The 16195-nt window shown below is 70.4% G+C and carries 14 protein-coding genes; 8 read left to right on the top strand and 6 right to left on the bottom strand.

Translation table 11 applies throughout. From position 1 onward, the window contains the following. Positions 1 to 241: 241 nt before the first annotated feature. Genes BR31_RS0111940 through BR31_RS0111930 form a run of 3 tightly spaced genes read left to right on the top strand, consistent with a single transcriptional unit; the run spans position 242 to position 2783 of the window. Positions 242 to 1723, top strand: coding sequence for a PPE domain-containing protein (locus BR31_RS0111940; protein ID WP_027501167.1), 1482 nt, complete (start codon positions 242 to 244; stop codon positions 1721 to 1723). Further along, positions 1720 to 2478, top strand: coding sequence for an ESX secretion-associated protein EspG (locus BR31_RS0111935; RefSeq protein WP_027501166.1), 759 nt, complete (start codon positions 1720 to 1722; stop codon positions 2476 to 2478). Before BR31_RS0111940 ends, BR31_RS0111935 begins: the two co-directional genes overlap by 4 nt. Continuing rightward, positions 2475 to 2783 carry a hypothetical protein gene (locus BR31_RS0111930; RefSeq protein WP_051637334.1) on the top strand — a complete coding sequence of 103 codons (309 nt, stop codon included), beginning with the start codon at positions 2475 to 2477 and terminating at the stop codon, positions 2781 to 2783. The genes BR31_RS0111935 and BR31_RS0111930 overlap by 4 nt, the downstream gene beginning before the upstream one ends. 2 nt (positions 2784 to 2785) lie before the next feature. Here the strand turns inward: BR31_RS0111930 and BR31_RS0111925 are convergent, their stop codons facing one another. The 4 genes from BR31_RS0111925 to BR31_RS0111910 form a co-directional block, all read right to left on the bottom strand. After that, on the bottom strand, positions 2786 to 3838 hold the full coding sequence (locus tag BR31_RS0111925; RefSeq protein ID WP_027501164.1) for a DUF2804 domain-containing protein: 1053 nt from the start codon (positions 3836 to 3838) through the stop codon (positions 2786 to 2788). A gap of 2 nt (positions 3839 to 3840) precedes the next feature. Next, complete coding sequence (locus BR31_RS0111920; RefSeq protein ID WP_027501163.1) at positions 3841 to 4584, bottom strand: SDR family NAD(P)-dependent oxidoreductase; 744 nt, start codon at positions 4582 to 4584, stop codon at positions 3841 to 3843. Between the two features lie 83 nt (positions 4585 to 4667). Further along, complete coding sequence (locus BR31_RS0111915; RefSeq protein ID WP_027501162.1) at positions 4668 to 6983, bottom strand: arylsulfatase; 2316 nt, start codon at positions 6981 to 6983, stop codon at positions 4668 to 4670. Further along, positions 6983 to 7924: a TauD/TfdA dioxygenase family protein gene (locus tag BR31_RS0111910; protein WP_027501161.1), complete on the bottom strand. Its 942-nt coding sequence runs from the start codon at positions 7922 to 7924 to the stop codon at positions 6983 to 6985. The genes BR31_RS0111915 and BR31_RS0111910 overlap by 1 nt, the downstream gene beginning before the upstream one ends. A 447-nt stretch (positions 7925 to 8371) precedes the next feature. Here BR31_RS0111910 and BR31_RS0111905 point away from each other — a divergent pair, with 447 nt between their 5' ends. The 5 genes from BR31_RS0111905 to BR31_RS0111885 are packed head-to-tail and all read left to right on the top strand — an operon-like array spanning position 8372 to position 14774. After that, positions 8372 to 9631: an ROK family protein gene (locus BR31_RS0111905; RefSeq protein ID WP_442970210.1), complete on the top strand. Its 1260-nt coding sequence runs from the start codon at positions 8372 to 8374 to the stop codon at positions 9629 to 9631. After that, positions 9628 to 11232 (top strand): ABC transporter substrate-binding protein, encoded by a 1605-nt coding sequence (locus tag BR31_RS0111900; protein ID WP_231496457.1) that lies wholly within the window; start codon positions 9628 to 9630, stop codon positions 11230 to 11232. Before BR31_RS0111905 ends, BR31_RS0111900 begins: the two co-directional genes overlap by 4 nt. A 27-nt stretch (positions 11233 to 11259) precedes the next feature. Continuing rightward, entirely contained in the window at positions 11260 to 12219 is a 960-nt protein-coding gene (locus tag BR31_RS0111895) for an ABC transporter permease (RefSeq protein ID WP_027501158.1), read from the top strand. Beyond that, a complete protein-coding gene (locus tag BR31_RS0111890; protein WP_051637333.1) occupies positions 12216 to 13097 on the top strand; it encodes an ABC transporter permease in 882 nt (293 codons plus the stop codon). Before BR31_RS0111895 ends, BR31_RS0111890 begins: the two co-directional genes overlap by 4 nt. Before the next feature lie 27 nt (positions 13098 to 13124). Then, entirely contained in the window at positions 13125 to 14774 is a 1650-nt protein-coding gene (locus BR31_RS0111885; protein WP_027501156.1) for a dipeptide ABC transporter ATP-binding protein, read from the top strand. 74 nt (positions 14775 to 14848) lie between these two features. Here the strand turns inward: BR31_RS0111885 and BR31_RS28340 are convergent, their stop codons facing one another. Together BR31_RS28340 and BR31_RS28335 are read right to left on the bottom strand one after the other, a co-directional pair. Next, positions 14849 to 15193 (bottom strand): WhiB family transcriptional regulator, encoded by a 345-nt coding sequence (locus tag BR31_RS28340; RefSeq protein ID WP_051637332.1) that lies wholly within the window; start codon positions 15191 to 15193, stop codon positions 14849 to 14851. Positions 15194 to 15340: 147 nt separating this feature from the next. Beyond that, a partial coding sequence (locus tag BR31_RS28335; protein ID WP_037176404.1) for an Ig-like domain-containing protein occupies positions 15341 to 16195 on the bottom strand: 855 nt, incomplete at its 5' end.

Below are 16195 nucleotides of genomic sequence, written 5' to 3'. Positions count from 1 at the left end.
CCGTCAGAACTGGGCCGGGCGAGAAGTATCGCGCACACGGGGGTGGACGCGGGTCGCCGAGGTGCGGCCTGCGGCGCATTGATGCTGCTCGGGACAGCTTCGAGACGGTGGCCGGCGGGGCAGCTGTGGAGGGGTGAGCTGCCTCGCCGGGTTTCTCGTGACCCGGATGGAACCGATCGGGGTGATGCTGCGTCTATCTAGGGTGGACCGGTATCGGTCGGGGCCGATGGGGGGATCTGAGATGTCGTTTTTGCCGAGCCTGGAGGAACTGAAGGGGTCGATGGGCGACCTGGCTTCGGGCGCCCTGGACGACCTGAGTGATCTTGCACGCGATCCAGGCAACAAGATCATCGACGTGGTGTCCGGCTACGACATCGCCGAGGGCAACCGCGTCGAGGACCGGCAGGAGGCCGGCAACGCCGAGCGTTCCGCGCTCTACGGACGGCAGGACGGTCTCAGGGCCGAGTTCGGTGGCGGTTACGAACCGCCGTCCGTGGTGCCCGACAGCTTCGACTCGATGTCGCACGAGGCCATCAAGTCCGCCGTCGACGCGATGAGCGCCGACCCGATCCGGGCGAGCGCCGAGGGCTGGGCGAAGATCGGATCCTCGCTCGGCGAGGGCCTCGCCGAGTTCACTCAATTCATCTCGAACGAGATCACGGGCAAGTGGGAGGGCGTCGCCGCCGACGCCGCGGTGGCGGCCACGGCGGCGTACGTCGCCGATTCCGACAAGCTCGCGGTGGCGGGCAGGCTCGTGGGGACCAAGGTCGCGGAGGCGGCGACCGGGATCTCGCAGGTCAAGGCGACCATGCCGGCCGTCGAGGTGACCTCCGCGCTCGAGAGCCTCGTCAACGTCGCGCTTCCCTCCGTCGGGATGGTCAAGCAGCTGGTGCACGGTTCGGACGAGGCCCGTCAGCAGGCGATCCAGATCATGAAGACCGTCTACATGCCGGTGATGCAGCAGGCCGACACCAACGTCCCGATCTTTCCCCGGCCGGGGGACCACACACCGCCACCGCACCGGACGCCTGACTCGACGCCCGGCGGGCCGGGCATCGGGGGACCGTCCGGCTACAACCCCTCCGGCTACACCGGGCCGGGGGATGCGCCGGTCGCCCCGCAGCGGCAGGGCGTCGGGAACGATCCCTCGGCCGGGTCGCCCGGCGCCGACCCCTCCGACCCGGGCGCGAACCCGCTGTCACCGGACGGCCCCGGCACCGACGGCTCGAATTCGCCCTTCGCACAGACCGATCCGTCCTCTGCTTGGACCGCTCCTGCGGCCGCGGGCGGCGCCGACGGGACGGGCAGTGGGGTCGGTGCAGGCACAGGCACCGGCAGTGGTGCCGCCGGCTCAGGAGGTCACGGCGCGGCGGGCTCCGCGTCGGGGCTCGGTGCGGGCGGTGGGTCCGGCGGGTCCTTCGGTGCGGGCGGAGGTCTTGGCACCACGGGCGGGCCCGGCGGCGCCGGGCGTGGCCTCGGCGGTGGGATGGGGGTACCCGGCGCGGCGGGTGGCGCGGCGGGCGCGGGTGGAGCCGGCGGTGGCGCCGCGGGCGCCGCGGGCCGTCCCGGCGCGATGGGCGGTGGCATGGCGCCGGGCGGAGCCCGCGCGAACGGCGATGACGACACCGAGCACAAGACGCCGAGCTACCTGGTCAACGTCGACAACGGCAACGAGCTGGTGGGCAGGCTCCCGAAGGTCGCGCCGCCGGTGATCGGCGGATGAGCGACGGTCGGTGGCGCCTGACCGCCCTCGAGTTCACGGTCATGTGGGAGCGATTCGGCCGGGACCGCCTGCCGTACCCGTTCCAGTTCCGCGGCACTGCGGCCACGGACGAGGAGTTCCTGGCAGACCGACGGGCGGCCGCGCGGAAGGTCGTGTCGATGCTCGACGAGGGCCTGTACGAGGCGTTGGTCGCCCTGGCCGAGCCCGTGGTCCGGATCGAGCTGTGTGGATTCCGCGGCCCCGGGCACGAATCGATGATCAGGATGCACGCCGGGATCAGGCAGTCCGTCGCGGCCGTGGCCGTTCAGCTGCCGGGTCCCGACCTGCACGCCGGCGCCGATGTGCTGCTGGCATCTGCTCCCGTCGCGCAGCTGGGAACATTGGTGGCCCAATCGATTCCGCCGGTCGCTCCCGGTCGGCGTCGGGGTGTGTCGGTGCCCCGGGTGGTGGCGCCGGTGAGCGGTGGTTCCGTCATGCAGCCGGCGAGCGGGGCCCGCGGAAGCGCGGAACGGGACGAGTTCTTCCGGCGTCCGCGCACGGGGCTGGGCGAGGTCACGGTCTTCGCGGGCCCCGCCTACGACAACCGGCCGACCGGTGACGGCCAGGGCTTCCACTGGATGGACTTCGCCGACGACGGGCGCTACCTCGTCCGGGGTTCGGACATCGTCAGTGCGCTGCCCGCCCGCGGTGAGGACATCGCCGCCGAGGTTCAGCGACTCGTCGGCGTCGTGGGCGCAGAGGCGGTCGGCCGATGAAACCGACACGGCGCGAACAGGACCGGACCGAGACGGCCGCCGCGCCGCCGAGCTTCCGGGACCGGTTCATCTGCCTCGAACTGCGCTTCTCGCTGGGAATCGAGGAGACCACCGGACGCCACTACCTGGCCATCCCCGCGGCAAACGGCGTCGCGGAGGCGGAGGAGTTCTACGAGATCGACGCTCCGACGCACGAGCGTTTTGCCGCGGACCCGGGGTCCGCGGCAGAGTTCATCCGCCGCTGCCGGAACCGGGAACTGGACGCCCTGCTGATCCTCGACCCGGGGCCCGCCCGCGGCGTCTGAGCTCACCAGCGGTTGCGGACCTCCTCCGCGAAGCCGAGCAGGTTCGCGATCTCGATCCTGCTGCCGTCGTCGAGGACGATGTGACCGCTGAACCGCCCGATCTCCTGGTGCTGGATGGAGCGCAGCACCAGGAGATCGGTGTCGGCCGCACGGTCGAGGATCGGCTCGAAGGTCATCTCGAACCGGCCGTCGTTGCTGGTGAAGGTCCACGGCGCGCCGTCGAAGGTACCCAGCGGGAGGTGGAAGGTCACCTCGTCAAGCTTGTGCGCGCGACCGTCGACGAACACCATGTTCTCGGTGGCAGCGGAGGTGTCGCCGAAACCGTGGCCGATGTTGAACCCGAACGGCTTTCCGTCGACGAGACCGGACGCCGAACCCCAGTACCAGGTGTTGTCGTAGGTCCAGACGCCGCGACCCCAGTCGAACACGCCGAACGCCGACCCCGGGTCGAAGGCGAACGGCCGCCCGCCGACCACGATCTCACCGCTCGCGGACAGGCAGTTGATCTTCTGGTTGTAGTAGAAGGCCTTGGGTGCCTTGTGGAACGGCGTGGCGACGACCATCCGGTCGGGAGCGGAGCCCGCGGAGCGACCGGGGGACACGGCCGGCGGCTGCACGAGCAGGAGCTCACCGCTCAACCCACGACCGCCGTCGAACCCCGGATGGTCGATCTCGAGCAACCGGCCACCCTCGGTGTGCCGGAACGCGATCCGCAGGCCCCTGTGCGAGGCCACCACGTCGCCTGCGTCGGCACTGGCGGGCAACGCCATCGAGCCCATCGGGAAGGGCAGCATCACGTTCTCGGTCACCTGGGTGCGCGCCCCGAGGTCGAGCCACGACACCCCGAGCAGGCCCATGTAGCCGTTGTCCGCGACCGTCAGTGCGAGCCCGAACTCCTGCGCGAGGACGCAGTAGTAGTCCCACTCCTTGATCCGGAACCGGGGCGCGGCGACGGCCCGCCGGTCGTAACGGCGGACCTCCGACGTCGCCCAGCCCGCTTCCGCGAGTCGGCCGCGACCGTCGAGCAGCGGGCCCGCGGTCAGCCGGTGCTGCACGGCTAGGTCCGCGAGAAGCGTCCGGGGCTGGCCTGATCGCGGGGTTTGATGATGATCTGGTCGAGGTTCACGTGCGACGGGCGGGACGCGACGAACCCGATCACCTCCGCCACGTCCGCGGCGACCAGGGGCGTGATGCCCTCGTAGACCTTCTTCGCGCGCTCCGCGTCGCCGTGGAAGCGGACAAGGGAGAACTCGGTCTCCACCGCGCCGGGGGCGATCTCGGTGAGCCGCACCGGCTTGCCGAGCAGTTCGCCGCGCAGCGTCCGGTGCAGCACCGCCTGGGCGTGCTTGGCCGAGGTGTAGCCGGATCCGTTGTCGTAGGCCTCGAATGCGGCGACCGAGGTGATGGTGACGATGAGGCCGTCGCCGGAGTCGATCAGCTTCGGCAGCAGCGCCTTGGTGATCCGCAGGGTGCCGAGGACGTTGGTCTCCCACATCCAGCGCCAGTCGTCCAGGTCCGCCTCGAGCACCGGGGCCAGGCCCTTGGCGCCGCCCGCGTTGTTGACCAGGACGTCGACCCGCGGCAGGACCGCCGCGAAGGCGTCCACCGAGTCCTCGTCGGTCACGTCGAGTTCGAGCGCGGTGCCGCCGATGTCCTCGGCCAGCTTCTCCAGGCGGTCGATCCGGCGCGCGCCGACAACCACGTGAAACCCCTGCGCGGCGAGGGTTCGCGCGGTGGCCTCCCCGATACCGGAGCTGGCGCCGGTGACGACGGCGACGTTTTCATCAGGCGAAATGGTCATGGCCTCAGCCTAGGCGCCTCCGGCGCCCGTGAGTCCTTTCGGCCCGCCACGGGACCAGAAGGACTCACGGGCGGCGAAGCCGCCTAATCCGCCGCGTACTCGGCCTCGCGTTCGATCCGCTCGATGTCCCCGCCGGGAACCTGGACGGGACCCGGTGTGTAGGTGACCGCGCGCAGCGCGCCGGTGTAGCGGAACGGCCCGCGGCGCTCGCGCAGATCCCATGACACCGGGCCGCGGGCATCCACCCCAACCGAGATGCCGGTCCACGGGGTCATGCCGACCAGCTGCACCTGCCCGAGCAGCGCCCCGGCTGGGGTTCCGTCGACCCGGATGGCGAAGTCCCAGCGCAGCCGCGGCGCGACAGTCGCGGAGACCTCGATGCGGCGGGCGCCCTGCGGTACCGGGCCTGCGTCGACGGCGGCATAGCGGCCGTAGCTGTTCAGCCCGAACACCAGGCGCCCCTCCTCGATGTAGAGCAGGTAGCCGCCCTGCGGGTCGCCGTGCGCCACCAGCACGCCCTCATCGCCCTTGGCGTATCCGGATCCGCCCAACTCGACGGCGATCTCGAAGTCCCGGAAGGCGATCAACTTCGAGGACCGATAGCGTTCCAGGGTCGGGGTACCGGCCAGGAGCCGCACCGGCCGCGACAACGCCTGCTCCGCGGGCCTGCGGACGGCGAGCGCGCCGCCGGTCACCAAGGGGAACACCGTGTTCGCCCATGCCGCCTCGTCCCAGGCCGCCGCCAACTCCTCGACCTTCTCCGGGAACCGGTCCGCCAGGTCGCGCAGCTCGGTCGGGTCGTTCCGGACGTCGAACAGCTGCCACCGCGGGGCGTCCACGTCCTGGCCCGGGTGCAGGGCGAGCAGCTTCCAGCCGTCGCGGTAGTAGCCGCGGTTGCCGGTCATCTCGGTGTACTGCTCGGTGTGCGCGGACGCGGCGGCCCCGTCGCGCAGTACCGCGGAGGCGTCCACCCCGTCGAACTCCTTGGCGGGCAGTCCGCCCCGCACGGTCGGGGGATCGATGCCGACGAGGGCGAGCAGGGTGGGCGCGAGGTCGGTGACGTAGGTGAACTGCTCGCGGATGCCGTTGTCGCCGTCCTGCTTTCGCAGTCCGTCCGGCCACGAGAGCACGAACGGCACCCGCACGCCACCGGCGAAGGACTGCCCCTTGTAGAAGCGGAACGGGGTGTTCGACGCCTGACCCCAGCCCCGCGGATAGTGCACGCCGAGCTTCGCGGTCCCGATCAGTTCCTCGTCGTGTGGCACGTCGCCCACCCAGTCCGGGTCGGTGACGTGTGCGAACTGGGAGAAATAGGACCGGGTGCCCTCCGGCCCGCCCTCCGCGGTGCCGCCGTTGTCGGAGGTGAACACGACGATGGTGTTGTCGAGCTCACCGAGCTCCTCGATGGTGTCGAGGATCCGTCCGATGCTCTGATCGACGCTGTCGACCATGCCCGCGTACACCTCCATGTACCGGGCGAAGCGGCGCTGCTTCGACGCCGTCAACGAGTCCCATTCGGGCACATCGAATCCGGCCTCGCTGTTGCGTGGCGCCTGCTCGGTGCCCTCGGGGAACAGTCCCTGCGCCAGTTGGGAGGCGAACCGGCTCTCGCGGAGGACGTCCCAGCCCTCCGCGTAGCGGCCGCGGTACTTCGCGACGTCCGCAGGCTTGGCCTGCAGTGGTCCGTGCATGGCCACGTGCGCGAAGTAGAGGAAGAACGGCTTGTCGGAGTCGTGGGCGCGCAGGTCCTTGAGGTAGCCGATCGCCTTGTCGGTCAGATCGTCTGTGAGGTAATAGTTCTCGGGGTACTGGTCGACGTCGGCCGCGGAATTGTCCGAGACCAGCTGGTTCGGATAATAGAAGGAATTGAGGCCCTCGAGGGATCCGTAGTACCGGTCGAACCCCCGCTGGGTCGGCCAGGAATCGCGATTCGCGCCGGGGCGCATGTTGGCGTCGCGCACCAGGTGCCACTTGCCGACGGCGTAGGTGGCGTAGCCACCGGCCCGCAGGATCTCGGGCAACGTGAGCACGTCGTCGGCCAGTTCGAGGCGCAGGCCCGGGTAGCCGGGGTCGGCGTTGGCGACGAAGCCGTAGCCGGCCCGGTGCGGGTTGAGCCCGGTGAGCAGCGCCGCGCGCGACGGCGAGCACAGCGGGGTGGTGTGATAGTTCGTCAGCCGCACGCCCGAGGCGGCGAGGCGATCGAGGTTGGGCGTGTCGATCTCGGAGCCGAACGGTCCGATGTCGCTGTAGCCCATGTCGTCGATCAACACGACGACTACGTTCGGCGAACCCGGGGCGGCCGCGGGTGCGGGCGCCCAGGACGGGGTCGAGTCGTCGGTGGTGCGGCCGATGCGGCCGGTGAACCCCTCGTAGCCCCTGGCGTGCGGCGGGATGGTCATCAGCTCGCGACCCGCACCGGCTGATCGATGGTCGAGTAGTGCGAGGCGTCGCCGGTGACGATGCGGCTGCGTTCGCCGTGGACGTTGACCGGGACGTCGCCCGCGAGGGTGATCCGGGTGAGGCGGCGGCGCTGGCCGTCGTAGTCGCCGACGGCGTAGTGCTGGGTGGCGCGGTTGTCCCAGATCGCGACGTCGCCGTCCTCCCAGTTCCAGCGGGTGGTGTTCTCGAGCTTGGTGACGCGCGCCTGCAGCAGCTGGAACAGCGCCTGCGACTCGGCGGTGCCGAGGCCGACGAAGCCCTTGACGAAGTGGCCGAGCAGCAGCGACCGCTCACCGGTCTCCGGGTGCACGCGCACCACCGGGTGCTGGGTCTCGTAGTAGGTGGACTGGAACTCCTTGATGTACTCCTCGCCCTTGCTGTCGACGGACGCGGCGGTGCTCGCGGCGTAGTCGAAGAGGTTGGTGTGCGTCGCCCACAGGTTCTCCACCAGGGCCCTGAGCGGCTCGGGCAGGGTGTCGTAGGCGGCGACGGTGGACGCCCAGGTCGTCGAGCCCCCGTAGGAGGGCAGCACCTCGGCCCGCAGGATCGAGGCCTTCGGGATGCGGTCGACGAAGGTGACGTCCGTGTGCCAGCTACTGGCAGAGCCGTACTCGGAGTCGATCGGCAGGATCCGCTCGCCGCGGGAGGTGACGGTGGGGTGCGCGGTGGTCGGCTCGCCGAGCAGCTGGGCGAACGCGTACTGGGAGTCCTCGTCGAGGTGCTGCTGGCCGCGGAAGAAGATCACCTTGTGCTCGAGCAGGGCCTGGCGGATCAGGGAGACGGTCGCCGGATCGAGGTCGCCGCCGAGCGTGACGCCGTCGACGCGGGCGCCGATATGGGCGCCGAGCTTCACGACGGAGGCTCCCGTCGCGGTGGTCCGGGTATCGAAATCAATTGACATGACTAGCCTTTCGTAGTCTGTGCTGGCTCGCTGCGGTACGTGTCTCAGGCAACCAGCGACGGCTGTGGCGGCCAAGGGTTTCCGTCATGCTGATCGCAACCGCCCGCGGGTCGTCACCGTCGGCGGGTATTTCCCCTCGGCTGGTGGAGAATTCGGCGGGGTGTTAGCTTGACGCCATGAACTCCGGCCGGCCTCACCCCTTGCGGGTCACCTATGTGACCGCCGCACTGGGTTCACGCCTGCCCCTGGCGCGGGAACTCTGTTGTTCCCCCCGCGGTATCTGTCGCTAGTCCGCGCTGCCACTCCTCGTACGTCGACCTCCCTGACCTCCGGACGCCTCTGTGTGCGTCTCGGCGGCTGATGTCGCGTCGTTTTCCCAGGTCAGCGCTTGCCCACGCCGTGTAGGTCTGTCCCGTCCGGGACGAAGCGCAAGGAACTCGCGTGTCCATCACCACTCTGTCGTCCGCGGCCGCCCTCACCCGGCCGATCGTCCGTCCTCCCACCCGCGCCCAGATCGTCCCGCCGGAACTGCGGGTGGCCGACACCCCCGCCGCCGCGGTGTTCCGGGTGGCCTGCGCCCGTGGGCCGATCGCCCGTGACATCGCGGCCAAGACCACCGGGCTGTCCACGGCCACGGTGAACCGCCAGGTCTCGGCGCTGCTCGCCGAGGGTCTGCTCCGCGAACGGGGGGATCTCACCGCCTCCGGTGCGGTGGGCCGGCCCCGGGTCCCGTTCGAGGTCAACCACGAGCCCTACCTCACCATCGGCATCCACATCGGTGCGGTGGTCACCGGGATCGTGGCCAGCGACCTCCGGGGTAAGGTCCTCGGCGCCGTCGAGGTCCCGACACCGGCCCTCCCGCAGAACCAGGCATTGTCCCAGATCGCGCGCAGTGCAAAGCTTTTCGCCTCACGATGGCATCGTCGCAGGCCCCTGTGGGTTGGGGTGGCGCTCGGTGGCCGGGTGGACGCGACGACGGGCCGGGTCGACCACCCGCGACTCGGCTGGCTGGGCGCGCCCGTCGGCTCGATCATCGGCGAAGGGTTGGGACTGCCGGTGTCGGTCGCCGCGCACGTCGAGGCGATGGCGGCGTCGGAGCTGTTGCTCGCCCCGCAGCGTCCCGGCGACAGCGGATCGGACGGGACCAGCCTCTACTTCTATGCCCGCGAGATGGCTGGTGTCGCCGTCACCATCGACGGCCGGGTGCACACGCCCTCGTCCGGCCCCGGTTCGATCGTGCACCTGTCCACCGGTTCCTCGGCGCTGTGCTCCTGCGGAGCCCGCGGATGCCTCGAGGCCACGGTCAGCGACCGCGCCACCATCGCCGCGGCCAGGGAGGCAGGCATCCTCACCGAGACCGACGAACGGCCCGCCATCGCCGCCGTCTACCGGGCAGCGGCCGCGGGATCCATTCCGGCGCACGAACTCCTGGTCGAGCGCGCCCGGGTGCTCGGCCGCACCGTTGCGATGCTGCGAGACCTGTTCAACCCGGACCGGGTGATTCTCGGCGGCCAGGCCTTCACCGAGTACCCCGCGGGCATCCCGCACGTCGCCGAGGCGTTCGCGCGCACGTCGAGCCTGGCCCGCAAGGACATCCGGATCACCGGTTTCGGAAACCGCGTCCAGGAGTTCGCCGCGAGCGTGGTCTCGCTCAGCACCCTCTACTCCGATCCACTCACCTCCATCCGAAGGGTCTTCTCCCAGTGAGCTCCTCCGTCATCCGGTCGTCCGTCGACCGTCGCACCTTCTTCCGCGGCGCGGGCCTGACCGCCGCCGCCATCTTCGGGACCGGTCTGCTCGGGGCCTGCTCCTCCGCGGTCGACGAGCAGCGGGCGGGGGCGGCCACCGGCGCGTCCGGCACGCCGGTGCGCGGCGGCACCCTCAAGACCGGCATCACAACGGACGTGATCCCGGCGACGTTCCTGACCAACACCAGCGGCGCCACCACCGTGATCGGACTGGCGTATGACACCCTCGTCCGCTATCCGCACGACAAGGTGGAGCCGCAACCACGGCTGGCGAAGTCGTGGCAGCTCGCCGCCGACGGGCTGTCGCTGACCCTGGACCTGCGCGACGACGTCACCTTCCACAGCGGGCGCCCGTTCACCTCGAAGGACGCGGAGTTCGCCCTCCGCACCTACGCGGACCCCAAGTGGACCGCACAGCTGCGCAGCACCGCGGCCGCGATCACGGCGTTCGACACCAGCGATCCGCACCGCCTGGTGTTGACCCTGGCGCATCCGCTCGGGAACATCTTCGACCTGCTCGACACCGTTCCGATCCTCGACAGCGAATCCATCGACAAGCTCGCCGCCGGTGACGCCTTCATCGGCACCGGGCCGTTCAAGCTGGTCTCGCGCACGCCCAACAGCGCGCTGGTGTTCGAGCGCAACGAGCACTACTGGATCCCGGACCGCCCGTTCCTGGACCGGGTGGAGGTCTCGGTCATCTCCGACTCGCAGGCGCTGCTCAGCTCGCTCAAGTCCGGTCAGGTCGCGGTGGCGGGTGGGCTGAACTACCGCGACTCCGAAACCCTCGGCAAGACAGCCGGATTCCAGGCCGTGTCGCTCGAGGGAGCCGAGCTGCAGGTCTACGTGGGCGCCAACGTCACGCACCCGGCGCTCGCCGATGTCCGGGTGCGGCAGGCGATCGCGCACGCGCTCGACCGGGACCGGGTGATCTCGGAGGTGTTCCGCGGCTCGGGCTACCCGGTGAACCTGCCGTGGCCCAAGAGCTCGCCCGCCTACGACGAGGCGAGGAACAAGACCTTCACCCGGGACGCGACCAAGGCGCGGGCGATCCTGGCCGAGTCCGGGATCGCGGTCCCGACCCTGCCGCTGACCTACCAGGCCGGGAACCCCTTCTACGAGGCGACCGCGCAGATCGTGCAGGCGAACCTCGCCGAGGTCGGCATCCCGGTCGAGCTCGACCCGCAGGAGAACGCGACCTTCGTCAAGGCACTGATCGGCGGCACCATCCCGGCCCTGTGGGTGACGTTCCATTCGTGGGCCCAGTACGTCCCGTCCACGCTCACCGTCAGCGCCTACCCCTTCAACGCGCTGAAGAACTCCTCGCACTACGAGAACCCGGCCTACGTCGATGCCGCGGGCGCGGCGTGGCGGGTCGCGGACGGCACCGGCGCGGAGGCGAAGGACAGGTACCGGGCCGTGAGCGACCAGCTGCTCGACGGACTGTTCCTGGTGGAGATCGGCGTGGTGCTCAACCAGCTCGCCGCGGCCCAGAAGGTCCACGGCATCGACTGGACCAAGCGCTCCGAGATCGTCTACACGGACACCTATCTGGCCTGACGGCCCCGACCGAGAGGAGCTCGCATCATGGTGCGATACCTCGCGCGCCGGCTGCCGTCGGCCGTGGTGGTGCTGCTGCTGGCCTCACTGCTGATCTTCTTCGTGCTGCGGCTGGTCCCCGGTGATCCGGCGAGCAGCCTGGCCGGGCCGGATGCCTCTGCGGAATCCATTGCCGCGATCAGGCATTCGCTCGGACTGGACCGGTCGATCCCGGCCCAGTACGTATCCTGGATCGGCTCGGTGCTGACCTTCGACCTGGGCCGCTCGTACGTGATCGGCGGTCAGATCTCCGATCTGGTCGTCGCCGGTCTGGTCAACACCGTCGTGCTCGCGATGACCGCACTGGTGCTCGCCGTGCTGGTGAGCCTGGTCCTCAGCGTGGCGGCGGTTGTCTGGCCGAAGCGGTGGCTGACCAGCGCGGTCGCCGGGTTCAACACCCTCGCCGTTGCGCTGCCGCCGTTCGTCAGCGGAGTGCTTCTGGTCCTGGTGTTCGCGGTGCTCGTTCCTGTGCTCCCCTCGGGCGGGGTTCCGCCGCAGGGTTTCTGGGTCAGGCCCGACATCTCGGCGCAGTACCTGCTCCTGCCCGCCGTGTGCCTGGCCCTGCCGGTGGCCGCCGCGCTGACCCGGTTCCTCACCGAGTCGCTGCGCACCGAGCTGAGCCAGCCGTACGTGCTGACCGCGCGGGCACTCGGCGTCTCGCGGTGGGATCTCGTGACCCGCAGCGCGTTGCGCAACGCGCTGCCCACCATGGTGACCGCGCTGGGCCTGCAGACCGGGCAGCTGCTCGGCGGGGCGGTGCTGGTCGAGGCGATCTTCGCCTGGCCGGGGATCGGACAGCTCATCGAGCAGGGCATCAGCCGCCGTGACTACCCCGTGGTCCAGGTCCTGCTGCTGCTCTCGGTTTCGGTGTTCGTGCTCGTCCAGCTCGTCACCGACGTCGTGCACGCCTACCTGGATCCGCGGATCCGGATCGGGGGAACCTCATGAGCGTCACCCGCATCGACGACCCCGCGGTCGCCGACCGGGCGCTGCCCGAGCCGGCCCCCGCGCGCAGACACCCGGCGCTCGCCGCGCTCACCCACGGGCAGGGGCTACTCGGCGTGGTGCTGGTGGTCGCGGTGGCCACGGCGGGACTGCTGGCCCACTGGATCGCACCCTTCGGTCCGAACGAGCAGATCGCGGGGGCGAACCTGCTCGGCCCCGGTGCCGAGCACTGGTTCGGCACCGACGAGGTGAATCGGGACGTCTTCTCCCGGGTGCTGCACGGCATCCGGATCAACCTCGAGATCATCGCGGTCGCGGTGCCGATCGGGGCCGCGATCGGAGCACTGCTGGGTCTGGTGTCGAGCCTGCACCCGGTGACAGACGTGATCGCCCAGCGCGCCTTCGACGTGGTCCTCGCGTTCCCCGCGCTGATCCTGGCGATCGCGCTCGCCGCGATCGTGGGATCCGGCGCGGTGACGGTGATCGTGGTGATCGTGGTCGCGGAGATCCCGATCTTCGGCCGGATGACCCGCACCCAGGTGCTGCGGATCCGGGAGTTGCCGTACGTCGAGTCGGCGGAGGTCATCGGGGCCGGTCGGTGGTGGGTGTTGCGCACCCACGTGCTGCCGAACACCCTGGAGCCGTTGGGTGTACAGGTCGCGCTGTCCATGTCGGTGGCGGTGTTCGTCGAGTCCGCGATGAGTTTCATCGGCATCGGTGTCCGGCCCCCGGAACCCTCGCTCGGTTCGATCATCGCCGACGCCGTCCCCAACCTCGACGCCAATCCGGCTTTCGCCATCGGTCCGCTGGTGGTGGTGGCGGCGCTGGTGCTCGGGTTCCTGCTCATCGCCCAAGCGCTCGGATCCGCGCGCCGGGCCTGACGCGCCACGACATCTCAGGAGTAGACGATGACCCAGACAGACCCGATCCTCGAGATCGAGGACCTGAGCATCCGCTTCGGCGTGACCGGTGACCCGGTGGTGGACGGGCTGACCCTGACCGTCCACCGCGGCGAGATCCTCGCGCTGGTCGGCGAATCCGGCTCCGGAAAGTCGATGACCGCCAAGGCGGTGCTCGGGCTGCTGCCCGACGCCGCCCGGGCGAGCGGGTCGATCCGGCTCGGCGGCGACCAGGTGGTCGGGGCGGGGGAGGATGCCCTCGCCCGGCTGCGCGGGACCAGGGCGGCGATGGTGTTCCAGGAGCCGCAGACCGCGCTGAACCCGGTACAGAAGGTCGGCTGGCAGATCGCGCAGGCCCTGCGTGCGCACGCGAAGATCGGCCGCGCGGAGGCCAGGGCGCGGGCCGTCGAACTGCTGCGCCTGGTGGAGATCCCGGATCCGGAACGGCGGGTGGACTGGTACCCGCACCAGCTGTCCGGCGGACAGAAGCAGCGGGTCGTGATCGCCCTTGCGCTGTCCGGTGACCCTGACCTGTTGATCGCGGACGAGCCGACCACGGCGCTGGACGTGACGGTGCAGGCGGAGATCCTCGACCTGCTGCGCGGCCTGCGGACCGAGCGGGGTGCGGCGATCCTGCTCATCACCCACAACATGGGGGTGGTCGCCGACATCGCGGATCGGGTGGCGGTGATGCGCCGCGGCGCACTGGTCGAGGAGCGCGCCGTGCACGAGCTGTTCTCGGCGCCGCGGGAGAAGTACACCACGCAGCTGCTCACGGCGGTGCCGCGGCTCGGCGACGCCGCGGGTCCTGTCGTCCCGGCGCAGTCCGAGCCGGTCCTGGTGGTCCGCGAGCTGGACGTGGTCTATCCGGCGAGGTTGGGTAACAAGGAGTTCCACGCTCTGCGCGGTGTGGGCTTCGACGTCGGCGCGGGCGAGGTGCTGGGCCTGGTCGGGGAGTCGGGCTCCGGCAAGACGACCCTGGGGCGCGCGGCGCTCGGGGTGGTGCGGGCCACCTCGGGGTCGGTCGTGTTCGACGGAACGGACCTGGCGACGGTCTCGCGCCGGGACCTCCGCGGCCTGCGGAAGGGTATGGCGCTCGTGCACCAGGACCCGGCGGCCTCGCTGAACCCGCGCCGGAGCGTCGGGGATTCCGTCGCGGAGCCGCTCGTGGTGCATCGAGCGGCGTCCGGCGCGCTGCTGCGCGCCCGGGTGGGCGACCTGCTCGAATCGGTGCGGCTGTCGCGCTCCTTCGCGGACCGGCGGCCGGCCGAACTGTCCGGCGGGCAGCGACAGCGGGTGGCGCTCGCGAGGGCGCTTGTGCTGGCGCCGCGGCTGCTCGTCGCGGACGAGCCGACGAGTGCGCTCGACGTATCCGTGCAGGCGGAGATCCTCGACCTGTTCGCGGACCTGCGTGAGGAGTTCCGCTTCGCCTGCCTCTTCATCAGCCACGACCTCGCGGTGGTGAACCGGGTGGCGGACCGGGTCGCGGTGCTCCGCGGCGGTGAGCTGGTCGAGATCGGCTCCACGGCAAGCGTGTTCGACGATCCGCAGCGGGACTACACCCGGGGGCTGCTGGAGGCGGTGCCGGTGCCGGATCCCGTCGAGCAGCGGCGGCGGCGCGGCGAGCGGCCCGAGGCAGGGTTGGTCGCGGCCTGCTGACCGGATGTCCGGTCGGTCCGGTATCCGGTCATCCGTGGCCTGAGGCTGGTGGTCATGGAGTTCGGTGAACGGCCTCAGGCCATGGCGTCAAAGATGGTTCGGGACCGATTGGTGTTGTGCGCGCGGGCGATGAAGGCGGCCCAGGAGCGGATGTGGGGATACAGCATGAGCAGGTTGCGGCGTTCGATCTCGGTCATGCCGCCCCAGACACCGGACTCGACCCGGTTGTCCAGCGCTTCGGCGCCGCACTGCTGGATGACAGGACAGTGCCGGCAGAGCGCGGCGACCTTTCGTTGCTGCGCCGAGCCCCGGATGAACATCCGGTCGGGGTCGGGGATGGTGCGGCAGAGCGCGCTGGCGCTCCAGTCTTCGGGTGCATCGTAGGCGGCCTGGTGGGTGTGGCGAAGTGTGTTGATCATTTCGAGACGCTCTTCACTGGGTATGAACGAAAGTGCGGCGGGCCGGCTCCCGGTGGAACGGGTGTTGCGGAGCCGGTGCCGCTGGTCGGGGCGGGGGTCTGTTCTCGTCCGGTGTCGCCGTGAACAGACCCCCGCTTTGTTCCAGCGTCAGTTGCTGGAGCCGAAGAGGGAGCCGAGGCTGCCCGTGCTGCTGCTGTTGCCGCCGTTGGGTGCGACGGTGACGGTGGTGTGTGTGGTGGAGGCGGTGGTGGTGCCGTGGCCGGAGAAGTCGGCGGTGATGGTGTGCTGGCCGGTGGTGGTGGGGGTCCACTGGTAGGTGGCCTTGCCGTCGTTTCCGATCTGCCCGGTACCGAGGACGGTGGTGCCGTCCTTGAAGGTGACGGTGCCGCCCGCTGCTGCCGGGTTGACGGTGGCCGTCAGCGTGATCGCGGTGCCGACCTTGGCTCCGGTGACCGGGGTGAGGGTCACGGTGGAGTTGCTGTTGGCTGCCGTGACCGTGACCTGCTGGGTGGTGGTGGATCCGGTGACGCCGTTGCGGCCGGAGAAGGTGGCGGTGATGGTGCGCTGACCGGCGGCGTTGGGGGTCCACTGCTGGGTGGCTTCGCCGTTGGCGCCGACCTGTGCGGTGCCGAGGACGGTGGTGCCGTCCTTGAATTCGATGGTGCCGCCTGCTGCTGCGGGAGTGACCTTCGCCTTCAGTGTGACCTCAGTGTCGGCGGTGGCTCCGGTGATGGGTTCGAGGGTGGTGGTGGAGGCGACGTCGGCTGCGGTCACCGAAATCTGTGCGGTGGTGGTAGATCCGAGGACGCCGTCGCGGCCGGAGAAGGTGGCGGTGATGGTGTGCTGGCCGGCGGTGGTGGGGGTCCACTGCTGGGTGGCTTCGCCGTTGGCGCCGACCTGTGCGGTGCCGAGGACGTCGTTGCCGTCCTTGAATTCGATGGTGCCGCCCGCGCCGGCGGGGTTGACGGTGGCGGTGAGGGTGGTTGCGGTGCCTTCCTTCGC

The organism is Rhodococcus sp. UNC363MFTsu5.1, assembly GCF_000686785.1.
Lineage (GTDB): Bacteria > Actinomycetota > Actinomycetes > Mycobacteriales > Mycobacteriaceae > Rhodococcus_G > Rhodococcus_G maanshanensis.
Note: the sequence above shows the minus strand (reverse complement) of the source record. Positions and strands in the feature narration are given on the sequence as shown.